At 68.8% G+C, this 21216-nt stretch carries 18 protein-coding genes; 8 read left to right on the top strand and 10 right to left on the bottom strand.

What is annotated here, in order from left to right; translation table 11 throughout:
* Window positions 1-162 precede the first annotated feature (162 nt).
* Window positions 163-783: a dihydrofolate reductase family protein gene (locus ACZ4LX_RS15105; RefSeq protein ID WP_467643872.1), complete on the top strand. Its 621-nt coding sequence runs from the start codon at window positions 163-165 to the stop codon at window positions 781-783.
* Between the two features lie 279 nt (window positions 784-1062).
* On the opposite strand, the gene ACZ4LX_RS15100 is transcribed toward ACZ4LX_RS15105, so the two are convergent.
* The 3 genes from ACZ4LX_RS15100 to ACZ4LX_RS15090 form a co-directional block, all read right to left on the bottom strand.
* Complete coding sequence (locus ACZ4LX_RS15100) at window positions 1063-2766, bottom strand: cellulase family glycosylhydrolase (protein WP_467643870.1); 1704 nt, start codon at window positions 2764-2766, stop codon at window positions 1063-1065.
* Window positions 2767-3545: 779 nt separating this feature from the next.
* Window positions 3546-4421: a hypothetical protein gene (locus ACZ4LX_RS15095; protein WP_467643868.1), complete on the bottom strand. Its 876-nt coding sequence runs from the start codon at window positions 4419-4421 to the stop codon at window positions 3546-3548.
* 390 nt (window positions 4422-4811) lie between these two features.
* A complete protein-coding gene (locus tag ACZ4LX_RS15090; protein WP_467643865.1) occupies window positions 4812-5009 on the bottom strand; it encodes a hypothetical protein in 198 nt (65 codons plus the stop codon).
* A 1045-nt stretch (window positions 5010-6054) separates the two neighbouring features.
* Here ACZ4LX_RS15090 and ACZ4LX_RS15085 point away from each other — a divergent pair.
* The gene (locus tag ACZ4LX_RS15085) at window positions 6055-6813 is read left to right on the top strand and encodes a MerR family transcriptional regulator (RefSeq protein WP_467643862.1); all 759 of its coding nucleotides are present in this window, start codon (window positions 6055-6057) and stop codon (window positions 6811-6813) included.
* 165 nt (window positions 6814-6978) lie between these two features.
* On the opposite strand, the gene ACZ4LX_RS15080 is transcribed toward ACZ4LX_RS15085, so the two are convergent.
* Window positions 6979-7602 (bottom strand): histidine phosphatase family protein, encoded by a 624-nt coding sequence (locus ACZ4LX_RS15080; RefSeq protein ID WP_467643860.1) that lies wholly within the window; start codon window positions 7600-7602, stop codon window positions 6979-6981.
* 352 nt (window positions 7603-7954) lie between these two features.
* Here ACZ4LX_RS15080 and ACZ4LX_RS15075 point away from each other — a divergent pair, with 352 nt between their 5' ends.
* The 4 genes from ACZ4LX_RS15075 (at window position 7955) to ACZ4LX_RS15060 (ending at window position 12907) form a co-directional block, all read left to right on the top strand.
* Window positions 7955-9382, top strand: a complete 1428-nt coding sequence (locus tag ACZ4LX_RS15075) for an ATP-binding protein (protein ID WP_467643857.1) — start codon at window positions 7955-7957, stop codon at window positions 9380-9382.
* Window positions 9379-10503: a tetratricopeptide repeat protein gene (locus tag ACZ4LX_RS15070; protein WP_467643854.1), complete on the top strand. Its 1125-nt coding sequence runs from the start codon at window positions 9379-9381 to the stop codon at window positions 10501-10503. Before ACZ4LX_RS15075 ends, ACZ4LX_RS15070 begins: the two co-directional genes overlap by 4 nt.
* A gap of 256 nt (window positions 10504-10759) precedes the next feature.
* A complete protein-coding gene (locus ACZ4LX_RS15065) occupies window positions 10760-11326 on the top strand; it encodes a GNAT family N-acetyltransferase (RefSeq protein WP_467643851.1) in 567 nt (188 codons plus the stop codon).
* Between the two features lie 255 nt (window positions 11327-11581).
* Window positions 11582-12907, top strand: coding sequence for a hypothetical protein (locus tag ACZ4LX_RS15060; protein ID WP_467643846.1), 1326 nt, complete (start codon window positions 11582-11584; stop codon window positions 12905-12907).
* A gap of 257 nt (window positions 12908-13164) precedes the next feature.
* On the opposite strand, the gene ACZ4LX_RS15055 is transcribed toward ACZ4LX_RS15060, so the two are convergent.
* Window positions 13165-13491 (bottom strand): hypothetical protein, encoded by a 327-nt coding sequence (locus tag ACZ4LX_RS15055; RefSeq protein WP_467643843.1) that lies wholly within the window; start codon window positions 13489-13491, stop codon window positions 13165-13167.
* 557 nt (window positions 13492-14048) lie between these two features.
* Between ACZ4LX_RS15055 and ACZ4LX_RS15050 the strand changes: the two genes are divergently transcribed.
* Both ACZ4LX_RS15050 and ACZ4LX_RS15045 read left to right on the top strand, forming a co-directional pair.
* A complete protein-coding gene (locus ACZ4LX_RS15050) occupies window positions 14049-14459 on the top strand; it encodes a hypothetical protein (RefSeq protein WP_467643840.1) in 411 nt (136 codons plus the stop codon).
* A complete protein-coding gene (locus ACZ4LX_RS15045; RefSeq protein WP_467643837.1) occupies window positions 14456-16612 on the top strand; it encodes a tetratricopeptide repeat protein in 2157 nt (718 codons plus the stop codon). Before ACZ4LX_RS15050 ends, ACZ4LX_RS15045 begins: the two co-directional genes overlap by 4 nt.
* Before the next feature lie 24 nt (window positions 16613-16636).
* On the opposite strand, the gene ACZ4LX_RS15040 is transcribed toward ACZ4LX_RS15045, so the two are convergent.
* The 5 genes from ACZ4LX_RS15040 to ACZ4LX_RS15020 all read right to left on the bottom strand — a co-directional run bounded on the left by ACZ4LX_RS15040 (window position 16637) and on the right by ACZ4LX_RS15020 (window position 20806).
* Window positions 16637-17488 carry a methionyl-tRNA formyltransferase gene (locus ACZ4LX_RS15040; protein ID WP_467643835.1) on the bottom strand — a complete coding sequence of 284 codons (852 nt, stop codon included), beginning with the start codon at window positions 17486-17488 and terminating at the stop codon, window positions 16637-16639.
* Between the two features lie 90 nt (window positions 17489-17578).
* The gene (locus ACZ4LX_RS15035; RefSeq protein WP_467643832.1) at window positions 17579-18196 is read right to left on the bottom strand and encodes a DUF6879 family protein; all 618 of its coding nucleotides are present in this window, start codon (window positions 18194-18196) and stop codon (window positions 17579-17581) included.
* Window positions 18189-18458: a hypothetical protein gene (locus ACZ4LX_RS15030; protein WP_467643828.1), complete on the bottom strand. Its 270-nt coding sequence runs from the start codon at window positions 18456-18458 to the stop codon at window positions 18189-18191. Before ACZ4LX_RS15030 ends, ACZ4LX_RS15035 begins: the two co-directional genes overlap by 8 nt.
* A gap of 215 nt (window positions 18459-18673) precedes the next feature.
* Window positions 18674-19726, bottom strand: a complete 1053-nt coding sequence (locus ACZ4LX_RS15025; protein ID WP_467643821.1) for a protein-L-isoaspartate O-methyltransferase family protein — start codon at window positions 19724-19726, stop codon at window positions 18674-18676.
* Window positions 19727-19915: 189 nt separating this feature from the next.
* Window positions 19916-20806: a DUF1963 domain-containing protein gene (locus ACZ4LX_RS15020; protein ID WP_467643816.1), complete on the bottom strand. Its 891-nt coding sequence runs from the start codon at window positions 20804-20806 to the stop codon at window positions 19916-19918.
* Window positions 20807-21216: the final 410 nt, after the last annotated feature.

Below are 21216 nucleotides of genomic sequence, written 5' to 3'. Positions count from 1 at the left end.
GTGCTGCGGGAACGCTTGTCCGATCATGACGGTCGGCGGTCGGCGGTCGGCGGTCGGCGGTCGCCAAGGATCGATGGCAGCCCTCGACAGCCCTCGACAGCTCAACAGTCCTCGACAGCCGTCGAACCCGGCTGTGGCCTCGTATGGAACGAAAGGACCTTCGTGCGCAAGCTCGTCTACTTCATCGCCTCCACCCTCGACGGCTTCATCGCCGGGCCGGACGGCGCCGACCCCAGCGGCCCGGACGGGTTCTGGCCGATCCCGGACGACTACGTCGCGCACCTGATCGACGCGTACCCGGAGACCCTGCCGGGACCGGCCCGCACCGCTCTCTCGATCACCGCGCCGGGCACGCACTTCGACACCGCCGTCGAGGGCCGGCGGTCGTACGAGATCGGCCTGCGGGCGGGCGTCACCGACGCGTACCCCCACCTGCGGCACCTGGTGTTCTCCCGCACGCTGGGGGAGAGCCCCGACCCCGCCGTGGAGATCGTCGCCACCGATCCGGTGGCTCGGGTACGGGAGTTGAAGCAGGAGGAGGGCAAGGACATCTGGCTGATCGGCGGCGGCGAACTGGCCGGCGCGCTGTACGACGAGATCGATACGCTCATCGTCAAGATGGCCCCGCTGACGCTCGGTGCGGGTATCCCGCTGTTCTCCGGCAACGTCGGGTTCAACCCGAACAGCTGGACGCTCACGGACCACCAGGTCCTCGGCAGCGGCGCGGTGATCCTCACGTACGAGTGCGCCACCACCAAGCTCACCGTCACCGTGGACGACTGACCGGTCGGGGCGGCTCGGCGAGCCGCGCACGCGAGGGGGCACTCCGGCCCGCCCTCGTCCTCCTGGAGCCGTGACACCGGCCGGTCGTGACACCGGCCGCCCGGGGCGGTTGCCCGGACGGCCGGTGTCACGGTCTCATGGCCTCACGACCGGTCCTCGTGCCGGCATGTCCTTCTGTCGTCGGGCCGTCGGGCCGTCGGGCCGTCGGGCCGTCGGACCTTCGTGCCGCTGCGTCGACATGCCCTCACGTCCGTACGGTGTCTGCGCAGCCGTGCGGCGTCAGGCGGCGGCGCAGGTCGCGCCGCTCAGGGTGAACGCGGACGGGGCCGCGTTCGTACCGCTCTGGCTGCCGGTGAAGCCGACGGTCACCGAGCCGTTCGCGGCGATCGTGGAGGTGTACGAAGCGGGGGCCACGCTCACCGAACCGCCGGTCTGCGTGGGGGTCCCGCCCCACATGTTGGTGACGGTCTGGCCGTTGGCGAAGGCGAAGCCCAGCGTCCAGCCGTCAATGGCGGTGGTGCCGGTGTTGCGGATGGTGATCTCGCCCTGGAAACCGCCCGACCACTCGCCGACGACGCGGTAGCCGACGGAGCAGCCGACGCCCGGGGTGGTGCCGCCCTCGTCCGTGGTGACGCTCGCCGTGGCCGAACGCGCCGAACGGTTGCCGGCGGCGTCGCGCGCGTAGACGGCGAACGTGTACGCGGTGTCGGCGGTGAGACCGGTGACGGCGACGGAGTTGGTGGTGGAGGAGACGACGGCCGTCTCCGTGGTGCCGCTGACGCGGACGACGTCGTACCCGGTCACGGCAACGTTGTCGGACGACGCGGCCCAGGTCAGGGTGGCGGAGTTGGCCGTTACCGCGGAGGCGGCCGGGGTGCCGGGCGCGGTCGGGGCCTCGGTGTCCCCCGAGGTGCCGCCGCCGAAGACGGTGGCCTCGCGGGAGGTCTGGGCGATGCCGTTGGCGCCGTGGAAGATGCGCTCACCCCAGGAGCTGAGCTGCGTGGGGTCGAAGCCGATCGTCAGGTCCAGGATCGGGTCGGTGTTGCCGCTCCAGGACCAGGCGATGTAGCCGAGCTTCAGCCGCTCGGCCTCGGCCATCATGGTGTCCTCGTCCGGGTCCCCGTACTGGTCGGCCGGTCCTCCGAACTCCCCGATGAGGAGCGGCAGTCCGGCGTCGACGAAGGAGTTCAGGTAGTCGGTGACCTTCTGGGCGGTGTTGTAGACGCTGTACATGTGGATCGAGAAGATCAGGTTGCCGGTGGTGTCGGCGTCGTAGACGGTCTGGGCGTTGTCCCGCATGACGCCCTGCCAGTCCTGGCCCCAGTTGGGGGCGTCCACCATGATCGTGTGGGCGAACCCGGCGGCGCGCAGCTTCTGGATCGCGGTGGTCGTGGGCGCGGTCCAGCCCGCGGGGTCGGTGTTGCCCCAGGGCTCGTTGCCGATGTTGATGATGACGTAGTCCTCCTGGCCGGCGAGGACGTCCTTCAGGCTGATCCAGTAGTCGGCGGCGTGATCGAGCGTGCCGGCGGCGGAGTCCTCCCCGTAACCCGTGGTGTCGTGCACCTCGAGTACGCAGATGAGCCGGTTGGCCTTGCACTGGGCGATGACGGCGGCCACGTCGTCGGGGCCGTTCTTGCTCCAGCGGAAGCCGTCGGAGAGAACGACACGGACGGTGTTGGCGCCCGTCGCCTTGATGTCGGCCAGCGACTGGGTCTCGCCGGGGTACCAGGTGTGGGCGTGGTTGACCCCGCGCATGACGAAGTCGTTGCCGTTGCCCTCGACCAGTCGGCCGTCGCTGATGTGCAGCCCGGTCGCGGCGGCGGTGGCGGCCTGCCCGGTGGTGACTGGCTGCGCGGTGGTGGCCTGTGCCGGGGCGAGACCGCCGAGGGCGAGGAGCCCGAGGACGGTGGCCAGGACGGTCAGGAGGACGGTGACGGGACTCTTGTGGCTTGAGCTTCTCGCTGTGCTCCGTGCTGTTCTCACTGCGGCTCCAGAGGGGTGGGCGAATCAGGAACTGAGCATCGACAGGCTTGCCTTGGGGTGGTGGGAGCGCTCCCACATTTGCGCGCTCCCATGAAGCCATTCAGTCAGGGGCACGTCAAGAGATCCGGCAGGGCGGGTGGCGCCGAGGCGGGGGCGAGGTGGGGGGCCAGGCAGGGCCGAGGTGGGGCCGAGGGGAGGGGTGAGGTGGTGCCGAGGTGGGGCCGAGGGGAGGGGCGAGGTGGTGCCGAGGTGGGGCCGAGGGGAGGGGTGAGGTGGTGCCGAGGTGGGGCGCTGTCAGGCGTGGGCGCTGGATCTCTTGGCGGCTGAGGCGGTGCTCCGTCAGGCGGGTACGTCGCGCCCCCAGGTCGCCGCGGCGCGGTGTGCGGCCCCGGGCCGTGGGTGTGGTGGATGTGGAGGCTTTGTGCGTGGCCGAAAGGGGAGGGACTCCCGTCGGCTCCGGCCATATGGTCGCGGCGCCCCGCCCCGCCGTGCCCTTGATGAGCCCGGTCGGCAAAGCGAAGGGCCTGCCGGGCTTTCGTGCCCCCGGTCATGGTGTGGGTGCGCGGGCCCATGCTCGGGCGGGGGCGTCCCGGCGCTATCGCCCTGTGTCTCGTGCTCGCGGCCGGGGCCGCTGCCGGCGGACCTCGGTATCCGGACTGCCGTGCCCATGGGGAATGCCGGCAGGTGCATCAGCTGCGGGGGCGGCGGAGCAGAGAAAGGGAACAGCTTCGGCGGTTCACGCGGACCTGATCGGCGCGAAACGCGTCAACGGGTGTCGTTCATGCGCCACTCTTCGCGATGATCGAGCGGGCAGTCTTCATCTGAGAAGCATGGAGATTCTTGAGATCGGTGAGATCTTTCATGTTCTCTGCGATTTTGGCCTCTTGGATGGCGGATTCCACTCCGACCCAGACTCGCACGAGGTCGGTCTTCTGCTTGCAGCCGATGTCGGCGAGTGCCAGTCGCTTCTCCTCCGCAGAGGCAGCCGGCTTCCCCGCGAATTCATTGGCCGGATCCAGGGGGGAAGAATATGTGAACCCCTTCTCTGCCATGCATTGTGACCAGTGCTTCAGGACGGAAACCACTTCAGGGTCGGCAAGGGACTCCTTGAAGCCCGTGAGGGCGATATTCTGGGCGGTTGCGGCACCCTTGGAATCCATGGAGATTCCGCGCAGGGAGCCGGCGGCCTCGCCCGCGCATCCACCGGCCGGAACGGGGACCCGCTTCCCGCCCACTTCCACCACCTGTGTGCCTACGGGTTCCTGCTCCGGGTGCAGACTTCCCATGAGGACCAGTAGTTCACGCTGCGGAAGGGCTTTATTCGTTGCTGTGGGAGTCGATGGTTGATGATATCCGAGCTCTTTGGCCTCTTTTGTGCTCGTGATTCCGTAACGCCGATCGGATCCGGATGCGAGGCGGGGGCGTACGGGTGTGTAGGGAAGATCGAACCGAGCCATGCACTGTGCGGTTGCCAGGCTCTCGGCCTTCGAGAGCAGCACGCTTTCGTCCGTCGTGAAACTGTAGTGAGATATGGGCAACTGGAAGGAAGGTCCGTCCTCGGCCGACTGCGACGGCGTATCGCTCTTGGGTGCCGGTGAGTTCGTGCTGTCCGCCCGGTCTCCGGCTTCCCCGCACGAGACGGTCAGGAAGAGCATTCCTGACGATATCGCCATGACGGCAATCCGTCGTGCATGATCCGGCCTGCCGGGACGGTGCGTTCTCCGAGATGTTCTCGCGGGCGTTCCTTCGGGCGTTTCCTCGGATGTTGTCAGGGACGTTGTCTGGGACATTCTCGCTGAACCCCTTGCGCCATGGGAATGATCGAGTCACTTCGGGCCGGAGCGCACGTAGCCGCCGCGGCAGCCTGTACGGGCTGTCCGGACGGCGGCTACGGCAGGTCGGGGCACATCCCGCAGTCGGCCCATTTCTGGCCGACGAATAACCTGCTGGTGAAATCAGAACGTCATCTGCCCGGGGTCGTCCAGCACCGGTCCGGGGCAGTCGCATGTGGAATACGCGGAAAGTTGCGGCGCTTCAGGGGTGCGTCAGAACGCGTAGCAGCCGGACGGCTTGCTGTTGGTCGGGAAGTACGACGCGTTCTCGTTGTACGTATTCACCAGCCTGCTGGCCGAATGGTTGGCGGCGATCGAGTCGCACGGACCTTGGCCGCCGCTGTTGTAGTAAACGGTTCCCCAGTCCGAGAAGATCGACAAGTACTTGGCCGAGGCCGCGTTGTTCTTCACGGCCGTGCCCTTACCTGCTCCGGTCGTCAGGAACTTGTCTCCCGCGAAATCGCTCCTCTGGCCACCCCAGTAGGAAACGCTCGAACCCTGCTTTCCGCTGTTGTAGTAAAGGACTATGCAGTATCCGTGCGCTGATATGTCTCCGCAGCTTGTGGTCGGATCTGCCGAGGCCGCGGCCGGCGATGCCAGGGCCAGTCCGGTACCGGCGGCTACGGCGAAGGCGGTGATTGCCTTGGCTATGCGCTTCGATCTCATTGCTGAGTTGTCCCATCAAAGAATGGTCATACTTCAGCTCGGATGGAGCTGAAGTTCCTCGCGGCGGAGGCTTTCGGGGGCCATGCTAGGCCTACTTCTGGCCAAATTGATGTGGTGGACATTGAATGAGGGCAGTTTGGCTGGATTCATTCGCTGACTCTGAGTCACCGCCCTCTCTTCCTTCTGTTTTGGGCGACTGATTAGGGGTGCCCTGCTCGGCCCGAATACCGGAATGGCCTATTCCTGTCTCTTTTCGATCCGGACTCCCGGCGGGGTCGGTTGGTTTCTGTGAAGTCGGTCCGTGAGGTGGTGAGTGGCCTTGGAATCTTTCCTTCCGGATTCAGATGTGCGGATATCGCCAGATAAAGTGTGCCGACTTCGGGCGGCTGAAGAGTGCGCACTTTCGGGGTGTGGCCGCCGATGGCGTGACAGCGGCGAGTCCGCTGCGCGCCAGGCTCCCCGTGCCGGGGGAGGAGGGATGCCCGCTCCGAACCTTTCCGGAGAGCCGGCTCGTCGGCGCTGGTGAGGATCGTGCGAGTTGTGCGAGTTGTGCGAGCTATATAGGTTCTGTCGATTGTGCGGGTCAGGCGGCTTGTGCGGGGCGCGGATGATGCGGGGTGCGAGTGGTGAGTGGCGGGGCGCGGGTGGTGCGGGTCGGGAGGGTCGTGCACATGGTTGCCGGAGCGGGTCGGCCTGGAATCCGGGGTTGTGGTTGCCGTTGCGGCAGCTTCTACCGTCCTGATCAGGGCCGGAGAGACCGGCCCGGCGATGCGTGAGTGAGGGGCGGGCCATGGAGTGGCCGATCGCAGAGGTCGCCCGGATGTCGGGCGTGACGGCCCGGACCCTGCGGCACTACGACGAGATCGGTCTGCTGCCGCCGGCCCGGATCGGCGCGGGCGGCTACCGCCACTACGGCGAGCGCGAGCTCCTGCGGCTGCAACAGATTCTCGTGCTGCGGGCGCTCGGCCTCGGGCTGCCCGAAGCCGGCCGGATCCTGAACGAGCAGGTCGACGAGGCGGAGGCCCTGCGCGGTCACCACCGGAGGCTGCTGGAGGAGCGGGACCGCCTCGACGCCCTGGCCGGCACCGTCTCCCGCACGATCGCCGAACTGGATCAGTCCAGAAGGGACGGAAAACCCATGAGCATCAACCGACCGGAGAACCTGTTCGAGGGTGTGCGGCCCTCCCAGTACGAGGACAACATGCGCGACTTCCCCGAGCTTGCCGAGGAGGTCGGACGGCGGGCCGCGACGATGACCCAGGGCGAGGCCGATGCCGGACACCGCGAACGCACCGCGCAGATGATCCGGCTGGCCGAGCTGATGGCCGACGGGCACCGGGCCGACGCCGAACCCGTACAGACAGAGATCGCGGCCCAGTACCGGGCGCTGACACAACTGCGTGCTGTCTCGGCCGAGGAGTACCGCGCGATCGGGCGCGCCTGCGTGGACAACGACGTCTGGCACGCCGCGTACGAGGCGATCGCCCCGGGCCTGGCCGCGTACCAGCGGGACGCCATCGAGGCGTACGCCACCTCCGCGCTCGGCTGACCGGGCCGGGGAGGGGCGGGAGCGGGGCCGTCGCCGCTGTCCTGTCAGGGGCGGGACAGCGGCGACGGCGTCTGCCGAACCGCCCGTGACAGCCTTGCCGTCCCCTTGCCCCGTCCTGCCCTGACGTGACCTTACCTGCCCTTTCCCGTGGCGCCCCGCTCCTCCTCAGACAGGCAGGCCGGACGGAAAGCAGTCCGCGCGAAGCTCCGTTGGCAGATGCCCGGTGTCGTTGTAAAGGAGCAGGGCGGGCGGCCGGCCGGGTGTGTACTCGATGACGGTCAGCGCGGCATTGGCGTGGTACAGGCCTGTCCAGCGCCACTTCGGAGCGTCGAGGGCGTCCCGGACGAGCCAGCAGGTGAGGAAGTTGTGCGTGACGACGAGTTCATGGCGCGGCTGATCGCCGTCCACCGGTCCCGTGAACCGTGCCAGCGCTTCCTGGGCCAGTCCCGGCCCCTGCTCGCGTTCCTCCGCCGGGAACTCGGCCAGCCGACTGAGCGTGCGGTCGGCCGACTCCGTTGGCAGCTCGTGCCGTTGGGGCAGATAGGGGAGGTAGTCGCCGGCCGGTTCGGACACGTGAAGGGGCACGTCGCCGAGCTGCTCGCGGATCAGCTGAGCTGTCTGAGCGGCTCGGGGGAGCGGACCGTGGTGGATGGCCGTGAGCGGGCTGCCCCGCAGCCGCTCTCCCAGGAGTACGGCCTGTCGGCGGCCGTTCTCCGACAGCCCGCTCTCGTCCTCCGAAGCCTCACCGTGCCGGGTGAGATAGAGGTAGCGGGTGGCCGTTCCAGTCATGGGGTGCGATCCTTCGGCAGTTTCGGTGATCTTGCTCGTGTCTGAACGGACGCGGCCACGCACTCGCATGGTTCCTGCGGCAGGCGGGCTGGCGGGCTGGCGGGCTGGCGGGCTGGCGGGCAGGCGGGCAGTCACCAAGGGCGCCCCGACACCGACCTGTCCCGAAGGCTGGAACGGCGCCCCCGGAGCCCGAGGACGCACCTGTGAGGCGTGTGGAAGCACACCCGGCCGCGCTGTCGGCCGACCCGCAACACGGGCTCCCCGCACGGCGAATACCCCTCCCGGACGGACCGCGAAGCCGGACGCCCCAGCGCCTCCTGCGGTGTCGTACCACGACGTTAGGGTGTGGATCATGCCGGACGACTCCCCCCTCATACAGAGCCTGCGCACCGCGGTCGCCGCCGCGCCCGCCGACGTACCTCTGCGGCTGCACCTGGCGCAACTCCTGCTGGAAGCGGGCCGGTCCGACGACGCCGTGGCCGAGGCGGCCGTTGCCCTTCAGCATGCCCCGGGTGACGCGCAGGCCCGGGACCTGATGGTGCGCGCGATGGGCGTACCGGCACAGCCCCAGTCCCAGCCCCAGCCTCCGGCACAGACCACAGCCCCCTCGCAGCCCCAGCCATCGGCCCGACCCGAGCCCTCGGCTCAGCCCCAGCCCCAGCCATCGGCCCGACCCGAGCCCTCGGCTCAGCCCCAGCCCCAGCCCCAGCCATCGGCCCAACCACCGCATCCGCGCGGCAGGTTCGACTGGAAGGCGGCCGAGGAACAGGTGGGGGACGCCGTGCCGCCGAGATTCGTCGAGCCGCCCGTCCGCGCGGACGGGCAGAGCGGGCACGGCGCGCACGGCGGGCAGAGCGGACTGGACGGTCAGGACGACTCCGCGGACGCGGCCGGCATGTGGGACGTGGAGGAGCCGGGCACCGTGCGGCTGGCCGACGTCGGCGGCATGCAGGACGTGAAGGACCGCATGGAGGCCGCCTTTCTCGCCCCGCTGCGCAACCCCGAGCTGCGCAGGCTGTACGGCAAGAGCCTTCGCGGCGGACTGCTGCTGTACGGTCCGCCCGGCTGCGGCAAGACGTTCATCGCGCGGGCGGTGGCCGGTGAACTCGGCGCCGCGTTCCTGTCGGTGTCCGTGAACGACGTGCTCGACATGTGGATCGGCAACTCCGAGCGCAACATGCACGAGGTCTTCGAGACCGCGCGCCGCCGGGCGCCCTGCGTGGTCTTCCTGGACGAGCTGGACGCCCTCGGCGCCAAGCGCAGCCGCACCGGACACAGCGGCATGCGCAATGTGGTCAACCAGCTGCTCAGCGAGCTGGACGGCATCGACTCGGCGGCGAACGAAGGCGTGTTCGTGCTGGCCGCCACCAACGTGCCCTGGGACGTGGACAATGCCCTGCGCCGCCCCGGCCGCCTCGACAGGACGATCCTGGTCCTCCCGCCCGACGGCCCCGCCCGGGAGGCCGTCCTCCGCTACCACCTGCGGGACCGGCCCATCGAGAACGTCGACGTGGGCAAGCTGGTCAGGATCACCGAGGGGCTGTCCGGTGCGGATCTGGCCCATGTCTGCGAATCGGCGGCCGAGCGGGCACTGCTGGACTCGGCGCGCTCCGGGAACGTACGGATGATCGGCATGAAGGACCTGCTGGCCGCCGCGAAGGAGGTCGTTCCGTCCGCCGAACCGTGGTTCGCCTCCGCGCGCAACGTGGCGATGTTCGCCAACGAGGGCGGCATGTACGACGACCTGGTGACGTACCTGAAGAAGAGGCGCAAGCTGTGACCACGACCCTGCACCCCGCCGTGGAACGGGCCGACCTGCTCATCGGCCTCAAGCGGTACGAGGAGGCCAGGGAGCTGCTGGCCCAGCGGCTAGCGGAGGCCCCCGAGGACATCCGGGCCTGGGTCGAACTCGCCCGCAGCCATGTCGAGGACAAGGAGAACGGCGCGAAGGCGCTGGAGGCGACCGAGCGGGCGCTGGCCCTGAACGCCCAGGACATCGGGGCGCTCCTCATGCACGCCCGCGCCCTGCGCGTGGGGGGACGCTTCCCGGAGACCGAGGGCGTGCTGCGCGAGGTGATCCGGCTGGTCCCCGACTACTGGTTCGGTTACGCGCGCCTCGCCGACTGGCTGTGGCGCATCAGGGTGATCAGTTCCGGACAGGCCAACGGCGGCAACGCCCGGCGCGAGGACCTCCGGGCCGCGCTGCGGGAGGCCGACCTCATTGCCCAGGAGGCCATCCGGCTGGCCCCCGAGCAGGTCTACGCGTACGAGGTGGCCTGGCTCATCGCCGACATGTCGGCCGACCGGGGCGCCGCCGACCGGATGGATGAGGCCATCCTCCGGCTCGACCCGCAGCACGAGGGGGCTCTGGCCCGGCGGACGAAGAAGGCGGCGACCGCCCCCGGCGTCAAGGCGAAGGAGGCCGCCACCCTGTACGCCGACGCGCTGGCCGCCGCCCCCGGCTCCGCACCGATGCGGCAGGGCCTGGACGCGGCCTCGTACCGCCTGCTGCGCGGCATCCGCTGGCTGGCGCTGCTCTGTCTGGCTCTCGCGGCCGTGGGCATCGACCTGTTCGTGGCGGACGGGGAGAGCCGGCGGGAGCTGCCGCTGGGTCTCGGCCAGCGGCTGTGGGACCTCGTCCCGATGGCGGTCATCTGGATTCTGGGCGCCCTGCTGCGGTACCGCCGGCTGCGTGCCGGTGTCCGGGTCAACCTGCACTCGCTCGTCCGGCGTCTGGCCTGGTCCCGCGTCGTCCTGGGGCAGGCCGCGTGGGCCATGCTCTGCGCGCTGCTGATCACCCAGGTCCCGTGGACGGAACGCACAGTACCGATGGTGCTGTTCTGGGCCGGCCTGGTGCCGTCGCCGGCGACGATGTGGTTCGACCGGCCGAGGAAGAGTTGAGTCAGGACGAAGGGGGAGCGGGAATGACGGTTCCCGAGGCGTGCGTCATCCTCGACAGCGGCGGCGTACTGGAACTCACCCCGGACACGGGATGGGTGCAACAGCGGTCAACAAGAACGGAATTGCTGTCGCGGCCCGTCATGTGCTGCCCTCACTGATCCCCGCCGCGGCGCGGCGGCGACAAGTACTCGGCACGCGCCGCGCATGATGCCCAAGGCCAACAGGACCGGCGACCGAAGAGGAACGGGAAAATGCCATGGGAGACATGTGGACGGGCGAGAAGGTATGCCTGCGAGGCGTCGAGCCCGAAGACTGGGAGGGCTTTCGCGACCTGGCCCAGGACACCGTGGACACCCGCAACGCCGGCCTGGTCGCCCCTCCGCGATCCGCCGAGAGCTTCCGTGCGTGGACCGCCGAACGGGCGGGGCGGCCGCCGGGGGGCGAGGCGTTCCGACTGGTGGTCGAGGGGCTGGCCGACCGGGCGTTCGCAGGATCGGTGACGGTCGGGGAGACGGACACCCGCGCGGGTCGGTTCCGTACGGGTATCGAGATCGCTCGCCATCACCGCCGCAAGGGATACGCGGCCGAGGCGACCGGACTCCTCCTCACCTACATGTTCGGCGAACAGCGCTACAACAAGTGCGAGGTCGAGATCCACGCCTTCAACGAGGCCTCCCTCGCCCTCCACCGCAGCCTGGGCTTCGTCGGGGAGGGGCGGCTTCGCCAACACGAGTTCTTCGCCGGTGCCTACCACGACGTGGTCCTGCTGGGCATCACCGCCGGCGAACACTGGGCGGCGCGCGGGCGGCCGTCGTTGCGGTGAACTCCGCCTCCCCGTAGGGCCGTCGGGGCCGCAGGCGGAGGGCCGGAAGGAGAGTGACCCGCCCAGTTCCGGTTGCTCGAAGAGGGCGGGGCGCGCGCCGTGAGGACGGCAGCGCCGTACCCGGGGACGTCGTCGGGAGAGTGGCCGGTCCGTCCACGGGTGCGCAGATACTGCTCGCCGTTCCGTGACCGAATCGGTCAACATCCGTGCTCCCCACAGACGATGCGCCAGTACAGGGTGGTGCCGGGGGTATTCATGCGCAGACCACTTCTCGGTCTTCTGGTCCTTCTTCCGCTGCTCGCCGGCTGCTTCGCGCCGTCGCCGCCGCGCATCGTGGCGAACGAGGATCCCGAAGAGGCGTTCCGTGTGCCGTTGCCCGTGCCGACGGATGCCTCGGGCGGCTGGACGCTGGTGAACCGCCGGCTGGGGATCATCGGGCAGGGCAGGGTGGTGGCGCAGATCGACGGGAACGGGAAGGTTCTCTGGCGTACGACCCTGCCGGCCGAATTCGCCATCACCGGAGGGCCGGGGCAGGAGCACGGCGCGGCCACTCCGTCCGACACGGTGACGCTCGTCGGAGCGGCCGCGCCCGGCCGGTTGCCGCCCTTGGCGACGCTCGACCCCGTCACCGGCGCCCTCACGGCGCTTGCCTCGCCCCCGATGCCTCCCTCGGAGGAGCTGCGGCTCGTCACGGTCGTGTCGACGACGAGCGTCCACCGCCAGGCGGTGGCCGCCACCTGCCTGCCCGGGGGCGCGTGCACGGTGACCGCCTGGGACGCCACCACCGGCGTGACCCTGTGGAAGCACCGCACCCACGGCCCGGCCGTCTTCGCCGCCCCCTGCAACCAGGACGGGGGGCGGGACGGTCTGGCCATCCATCGGGAGTGCGATCCGCTGGCCTTCGTCGCCGACGGCCGCCTCGTGCTGCTGCGGCGCGGTGAGGACCGGCTCCGCTCACGGCCCCTCGACCTGCCCCGAGGCGATATCGGACAGGTGATCCCCACCCTCTACCGCGTCCTCGTGACGACGGCCCCGCACGCACCCGGCTGCCGGGCCCGGGTAGCGGCGTACGACCTTACGACCGAGTCGCCCACCCCGGTCTGGCAGCGCGCCCTCACCTGGGACCAGCCCCAGGCGGCCGTCCACGAAGGGTGCCGCAGGGATCCGTCGATCCCGCTCCTCATGGCGTACCGCTTGACCTTGCCGGACGCGGCGGGCGCCCTGGTCGGCAACGACTACGACGGCACGTTCCCGCTGCGCCTGAAGCCCGGCGAGTACCCCGTCGCGGACGGCGGCAGCATCTTCGCCTACCGCACGGACGGCAGTTCCCGCGGTCCGTATCCCCGCACGTCCGACAAGACCCGCAGCCGCCCCCCGGAGCTCGGGCCCACCGCACAGGAACTGGGACAGGGCGCCTGGTACCTCCCCGGGAAGGGCCGGAAGGGCGAGATCGTCGCCGTCGACGTCTACGGCAAGATCACCTGGCGGCGCACCACCGATGGGCGGCCGTTCCTCCTCAACAGCAACCGCCTTCTCTACGCCGACGGTTCAAGCCTCGTCGCGCTGGGCGCCCGTGACTGAGCACCCGCGCGGACGCCCCGAGCAGGTGCCGACAGGCCATGGGAAAAGCCCCGTTCCTGTCGTGACAGGAACGGGGCTCCACGTGGAGCGCTGGGCAGGCCTTGCACCTGCATTTCCCCGCAGGAAGCGGGGCGTCCTTCCTTGGACGACCAACGCACAGGAAGTCGCACCGCCGAAGCGGTGCGCGCTCTCAAGATCAACTATAGCCCACGTACTGATGTTCACCATGGGGGCATCGGTAACGTCTTCTACGCGGTTCACGTCAGCCGGTGGAACCGGGACCGGGGTCTGTAGAAGGCCGGAACGTCCAGGCCCTTCCCGTGCACTCCGGGGAAGGGCCGGTGGCTGCTCTCGTACGCGCGTTGGCGGCCGGCTCCGCCGCCCTGCGGTCGTCGTGCCCTCGCCGTCCCGGCGGGTCGTTGAACGGGAAGCCAGAAGTGGGCCCACAGGCTTTGGCGCCGCCGCCGCCGGACGACGACGAAGCCGCCGACTGCCGAAGCGGCGGACGAAGTCACCACGTTGTTGTTGATGATGACGGGTGGCATCGCTGCCTGCGGAGGCTGCGGATCCGAAGCAGTCGGCATGGCGATTCCTCTGTGTGAAGTTCAGGGTGCGGACGCACGGTAGAGCCGCAGCACCCAATGCCTATCCGGATCGGCTGTCATTCACCCGGTCGAGGGTTCGTCGCTATGGCTTGCTTGACGCTTCGGTTGCAGTGGATCTCATCGGTCTGTGGCGCGAGCCGGCAAGAACCTCCGGATCGCGATACCGGATCCGCCGGCCGTCCGGGGTGATCGTGAGGCCGAAGCCCGCGCGGGCCGGGGCGCCCTGGGGCAAGACGGACGCCAGTTCCTCCTCCGTGTCCCGAAGCCGCTCGGGGCCGGACCGGCCGACCGTTCCCGAGGCGTGAATCCTTGGATGGCTGTCCCTTCGTGCGCCTGGCTGAGCGGAGCGGGAGGAACACATCAGCGGCCGGCTGCGGCAAGGACGCGATCGTACGGAGCTTGCTCCGACGACTGGGAGCGGCCGGTACCCGGCAAGGGGCCTGGGACGGCGCGAAATGTCGCCGAAAGTCCGGTGTACTGAGACCGTGTCGGCTCCATAGAGTTGCAACTCGGGCCGGATCGAGGGAGGACAACGGATGGACGCGGAGATCACCCTCTTGGCGGGCACCGCCGGGACGACGATCGCGACGCTGCTGGCGAGCGATACCTGGAACGGCGTTCGGACCGGTGTGATCACTCTGTGGCGACGTGTCCGGCCGGACCATGAGGAACAAGTCGCCGCCCAGCTCGACACGTCGCGCCGGGACCTCCTGGGCGCGCAGACCGATGGCGACGAGGAGACCGGGCGGGAGGTCGCGGCGGAGTGGCAGGGCCGCATTCGCCGTCTCCTCGTCGCCCACCCAGAACTGGTGGCGGAACTGCGCTCCCTGCTGGCCGAACTCGACCCCGGCACACTCTCCATCCCGACCGTCACCCAACGTGCGACCGCATCCGGCGGTTCACGCGTCTACCAGGCCGGCCGCGATCTGAACGTCGGCCAGCGGTGACCGGACGCAACGACGGCCGGGCCACTGATCAGGGTCGCGTCTACCAGGCTTCCGGTGACCAGCACATCACCGAGCACCACCATCACGGCTCCACCTGGGCCGGCCCGGACTCGGTGCGGCAGCCTCCCATCGGCCGGGCACCGGCGATCCTGAGGGATCGCGGCGAACTCATCGAACGCCTGAGGAAGGCGGTATCCGAGGACGCCGGAAGCACCGTATTTGTCCTGCACGGCCTGGGAGGGTGCGGAAAGACGGCGGTGGCGTGCGCACTCTTCGAACACGCCACCCGGGAACGCGGACGCCTGGGCCTGTGGGTCAACGCCTCCGATCAGGCATCGCTGCGGGCCGGGATGCTTGCTGTGGCCGCCGACCGTGGCGCCGACGAAGGCGAGCTGATGGCCGCGCGCAACGGCTTACGCGCGGCAGCGGACTTGGTCTGGGACCATCTGGACCGGTCCGACGTGCCATGGCTGCTGGTGCTGGACAACGCGGATGACCCGTCGGTGCTGCGGGACGGTGGATGGTTGCGCACCAGCCCTCGGGGAACGGTCGTCGTGACCACGCGACAGGCTGCCGGCCGCTGGTGGCCCGCAGCCGAGCTGCTCTACGTGGGTGTCCTGCCGCGTGAGGAGGCCGCCCAGGTCCTGCGCGACCTCGCTCCGGGAACGGGTTCCGCCGAGGACGCGGCCGCCATTGCCGACAGTCTCGGCCGCCTGCCGCTCGCCCTGACTCTGGCCGGCGGGTTCCTGGCCCACCAGGTGATCGACCCCTGGACGATGGAGGAATACGGCCTCCGCCTGCAGGAGCGTCCGGATCCCATCGAACTGATCGACCAGGGAGCCCTCGAAGCGGGCAACGACTCGCGGCACCTGGTCAGCGGAACGTGGCAGCTCTCGCTGGACTTCCTGGCCGGACAGAACCTGCCCGAGGCCGTCACCCTGCTGCGCCTTCTGGCCTGCTGGTCGAACGACCCGCTGCCCCTGTCGTTGCTGTCCGACTCCCGGCTCGACCTGACTCTGCCCGCCGACCGGGTAGAGCTGGCACTTCGGGGGCTGCTCGACCACTCGCTCACCGAACTCGTTCCCGGCGACATCCGCTGCCTGCGTACGCACGGAGTGCTGCTCGACAGCGTCGCGCGCGTCACCCCTGTTGATGAACGCGACCCACTCACCGCCACAGCAGCCGGACTCCTTCTGAACTCCCTGCCCGCGTCACCGGAACGCGGCTTGCGCGACAGCCTTCTCACCCCCCTCACCCCTCATGTCCTTGCGCTGCTGCGCCGTGTCATCACCTGGCCCGAGACCACGATCGGCACCGCCGAGTCCGCCGCCACCTGCGCCCTGCGCCTGGTGACGGCCCGGCATCGTTCCGGCGATTACGCGTCCGCGCTGGCCACAGCCGAACAGGCGACGGCTCTCGTACGGCGACGACTGGGCAACGATCACCTCCTGGTGCTGCGCCTGCGGCAACGGATCGGGAAGGCGATCGATCGTCTGGGGCACCTCGAAGAGGCAGCGAATCTCCACCGCGAACTGCTCGACGACCTCGAACGGGTCTGCGGCCCCGAGGCACTGGACACCCTGACCACCTGCCTCCATCTGTCCCGCCCCCTGGTCTGGCTCCAACGGCTGCCGGAGGCACTGCAGTTGATGCACCGGGCGGTCGCCGGGCGGTCGGCACGATTGGGCCCATGGCACCCGCTGACGCTGGAGGCGAGGGCGTGTCTGCTTGAACTGCCTCCAGGACCGGACCTGGACCGTGAGGCACTGGCAGGACCGGATGTGGTCGCCGACTGTCGCCGTGAGCTGGGCACCGACCACCCCATCACGCTGTCGGCGGACCTCAACTGCGCGGGAGCGCTGCTCAACACCGGAAAGCACACCGAGGCACTGCTGTCGGCCCGCCGTGCGCTGGCGGCACACGAACGCCGGTTCGGAGCCGACTACCCGATCACCATGGCGACACGAAGCCTGCTCAGCAACGTCCTGAACACGGTCGGAGACCACCGGGAAGCCATCGAACAGGGGGAAGCCGTCAGGGAATGGCGCGAGCGGGTACTCGGCCCGGAACACCCGTGGACGAAGGGGATCCAGGACAAGCTCAGGCGGTACCGGCATTCCCTCGCGGAGGCAACGTCACCGGACTCGAACTGACACCGTGCGGCCGGGGTGCCCGCTTCACGACGCGGAGTCCGTCACCGGAACGGACTCCGTAATCCACAGGGGCCCGTCCGCACACATCACCTTGGATCCGTCCGCCGGCTGCAACGATGTGCGCAGAATCCGCAACCGACGGTCAGCCACCACGGCAACCGGGCCGGATCTGCCCGAGCCGGCGAACCTGATGGCACGCACCTGGTTGTGGATCTCCTCCCTGGAAGCGTTCCAGTTGATCTGCGAGAACCCGGGTTCCATCCACCCCGCGTAGGTGGCGGACCCCTCCTCCTGCGGCGTACCGGGTGAACCGGCCACCGCCAGCGAGAGCGCGCGTGGCAGAAGCCGCTCGATGTACCGGTCGACCTCTTCCCACAGCGACTGTGGGGCGACATCGTCACCCAACGCGATACCCGCCTCCTGCGCCAGGATCCCGCCGGAGTCGAATTCGCTCTCCATCCAGTGGATGCTGATGCCGATCTCCTTGTCGCCGTTCCTGATCGCCCAGTTGACCGGAATAGGACCTCGGTACTTCGGCAGCATCGACGTATGCACGTTGATGGCACCCAAGCCCGTCGACCGGAGTACCGCCGGGGGCAGCTTCCAGGGGAAGCCGTAGCAGACGATGAGGTCGGCTCGGTATCCCGCGACGATGTGCGGCAGCGCACTCTTTCGGCCCGGAATCACCAGATCCATCCCGTCCGGCAGGCCGTCGACGATCTCGCCCACGACATCGCCCGCACCGCTTCGCGTCGGCCCGCCCGGCCGGAGCGACCGCGCGTGCAGGTAAGCGACGGGGGTGTGCCCAGCCCGCTCGCACACGCGGTGCAGGAGGGCGAAGCCCTGTGCGGAGTATGAAATCAGAACAATGCGCATACAAGGCCCTCACTGTGCGCCCGGCATCCGGTCGAAACTCTCATGCCTGTCCCGGGCTCTCCACCGAGTCCCGGGCAGGATTGCCCGGCCCTACACCTCGGTCACGGACGGCGGAGGCAGCTGGGCGACCCGGCGAGTGAAGAAGTCGCTCAACGGCTCACCAGCCCGGTGCATCTCCTGGATCGTCTTCCGCCACCGGGAGATTTCGCCTGGATCGTCGAAGCGGATACCACCGGCGAGTTTTCCGTCGTCGTCATAAAGCACCTCGTACATCACCGAGGAACCGAGGACCACGACCTCCGGAAGCGGATGCTGCCCTTCGTACCGGAGGATGCCGTCCCGGCTGAGGACTCTCGTGTCCTCCCCGCACTGGGCCTTCAGATTGAGCAGGTGGAGCTCCCACTGGAGGTATGGAGCGATGGGCTCCTCCACACAGCGGACACGGTGGAGGGTGAATCCGCTTTCGGCGATTCGCCCGAGGTACTCCTCGTAGTGACCCCGCTGCGCCTCGATCAATGCCAGGGACTCTTCCCAGCGACCCTTGTGGAAGGCTTCCCAGCTCTCCACCCCGGGCTCCTGGAAGCTCTGCTGACGTTCGAGCTTCCAGAACCCCTCGGAGCCGGAGTGCCAGAAATGGCGGCCGAAGTCCTCGGAGTAGTCGTCGAGTCCGAGGCGCAGGCCCGGTCCGTCGGTCTGTGGGCTAAGCATCAGGAAGGTCTGCCTTCGCCGCAGCGGCTGTCCTGCGGGGGATGACGACGATCCGCTCATCCGGAGCTACAACAAGCCCTGGAGGAAGGTTCGACAGGTAGGAGCCGGTGAGGTCGCGGCCGACGACGGCGATATCCCCGTTCTCCAGTTCCCAGATGTCCGGGCATCCCTGCTCGCCGCCCGTGGTCCCGAGCTCGGAGGGGGATTTGCCCAGGCGGCGTACCAGCGGCGAAGAGGGATCGGCTTCCCAGCCCCGACTCATCACGGTTCTCCATTCAGTCCCCCCGAAGGTAACCGAGATCACACCTGGTGCAATGTCGGGCAGCGGCTTCCGGCCACCCGAACGCAACGGCTGATGCCCCTGTAGCTGATGCCCCTGTATCGGCGGGACAGTCAGGCGGATCACGTCGGAGTCGTCCGGTGCTGAACAGGAGGAAGGGCTGGGTTCGTGCACGTGGAACTGGCCCGAAGATCGCTTCAGTCTGTCGGCAGGGGCCAGTAAGGCCCCATTGGATCGCGGTACCAGAACCGCTGACCCTCCGGTGTGATCGTGACACCGAAATCCTCGCGGGCCGGTACACCCTCGAGGAAGACGGACGCCAGTTCCTCAACCGTGTCCCAAAGCCGCTCGGGGCCGATCTGGCGGACCGTTCCTGTGGGGTGAGCCGTGGCCGTGGAGCCGTCCTCGGTCCACAGACCCACGCCGGTGACGCGCCCTGTCTCGTCTCGCCACGAGCATGAGTCGTATCCGGGGAGAGCCAGGGACAGCGGGAACCGGAGCCGGCCGAGTACGTCCGATACGGGAACAGCGGTCGCCTCGGGCACCGCTGTCTCCACGCCTGAGAAGTCGGGATTCCGGGCGGGGCCGCGGCGGCGCATGAAGAACGCAGGCACCGGCAAGAACCGCCCCGATGCCTCGCCACCGCCGGAGACGACGACCCTGACGACGCCGTGCCCGATGGGCGCGACGATGACTGTCCCGCCGTGGGACTGGCTCAGCAGAGTGGGAGGGATGTGGCGGAGACCGGCTGTAGCGATGATGCGGTCGTACGGCGCTCGCTCCGCACAGCCCTGCGCACCGTCGCCGGCACAGACGAGTGGGTGGTACCCGGCCGCCGCCAGCCGTTGCTGTGCGAGGCGGACGAGGCCGGGGTCGACGTCCACACTCACCACGCAGTCGTCGCCGAGTACCGAGGAAAGGAGGGCGGCGTTGTATCCGGTGCCGAGGCCCAGTTCGTAGAGGCGGTCGCCAGGTCTGGCACCAAGAGCGTCGAGCATGGCCGGCATCAGCCGCGGCTCACTGGACGAGCAAGTGGGAAAGCCGTGTGCATCGAGCTGAGTCGTCAACGCGGTGTCCGAGTACACGATCTCCGAGTAGTCCGGATCCCCCTCCGAGACCTCGCGCCATTGGCCACTGTCGTCCTGCTGATGGAAGCGAGGTACGAAGAGCTCCCGCGAAACCGCCGCGAATGCTGTCAGCCACTCGCTCTGGTGTCCGTCATCGAGAGCTGCGGCGAAGCCGGCACGCAATGTGGCAGGAGTGCGGGCGCTGGGTTCGTTCATGCCGTGTTCCCTTGCAGGTAGTCGGCGTCCGCGGCTGCGACGGGCTGTCCGGTCCGGTTCTCGACCCACGACCATGTGCCGGCCCGGTTGTTTGACTGGCCGCCGGCAGACGTCACACCGCGTGCGTGGTCCCAGGAGAGCCGCGTCGCGCCTGGGTCACGCGGTCCTGAAATCGGTCACAGCCAGCGCCTTTTCCACCCGAGCTGCGGCCAAGTCGTCGTGGCGGATCACGAAACTCGTGCAGTACTCCTCGTAGGACCGGGCTTCACCGGCGAGCGATATCCATTCACTCGTCAGCCGGTGCCGCTCCTCCTCCAGGTGGGAAGACCATTTCGCGATCGGGATGGCGGGGATCTCGCCCGCCTTCTCGCGTCCCGCGAGGGTCTGCTCCGCAATACTGTTGATCACCTCGTCATCGGCATACCCGCCGATGAAGACGAAGGCGTCGGACGACCAGAAGTCGTGGGCCAGAGCCCGGAGTTCGGCCAGGTGGGGCAGGTCGCGCTCCATGTACCGGAACAACTTCTGCTGGTGGGGCGACATGTCGTCCCACTCGAGATCCTCCCAGAACTCGTGCCACTCCTCGTCCTCGTCGCCCTCCTGGAGCCAGAGGGGCAGTTCGGCTCTGAGCTCGGCACTGACATCGAGCCCGTCGCGGACACACAGGGAGCTGGGGGCTTGAGCGACCGCGGTTTCTGTGCCGTCCGGTACGTACACGACGCGCGCGTACCTCCCTGAGCTGTCCTCGTGGTCCCTCCCCTGGTGCACGAAGAAGTGCAGCGCCCCGTTCGCCGGCAGGTCGAAGCCGTCGACCCTCGGCAGCGCGCCACAATCGATTGAGAGGAGCAATGGCAACGGAATGTCCCCGACGGACGGCCACTCCATACCCACCGGCAGCCGGGGTACCCCGCCGAACTTCCCTACCGGAGATGCGCCGCCCACGGACAGCCCGATCGACAGACGAAGGTGCCGACTGAATCTGCTGATCTCGTCGTCCGGGATACCCAACTCAAGTGCTGCCCGACGAAACTCTCCCTGATGATCCATGCCCGAGAAGGTAATGCCTTCACAACCAGAGCCTGTTCACGGGGTGTTGGTGGGAGCAGGCCATGCGCTGCGCGCTGCCCGCTGCCTGCAGTCCCGCCGGCCCAGCCGGGGGACGTGGCCTACGCGCCTACAGCCGCTGCCTCACCCGGTCGACGATCCTCACTCCACTGCGTGCGACAGCTGGTCGTCCGCCTCCCTCCCGGAGGCCGAAGTCAGCTCGTCGCGGAAGCCCAGGTACTCGTACGTCACCCGGTCGGAGATCAGGTACTTGCTCTTGCGGGAACCACGCCGGTTCGGCCTGCGGAGTTCTTCACCTAGGTTCTGTCGTCAAATGATCTTGTGTGGTGGATCATGGTCGGGTGATACGTCGCCATGAACTGTCGGATGCCGAGTGGGAGTTCGTCCGCCCT

Source organism: Streptomyces sp. NPDC026062, assembly GCF_055568375.1.
This window is presented reverse-complemented; position numbering and strand designations above follow the sequence as displayed.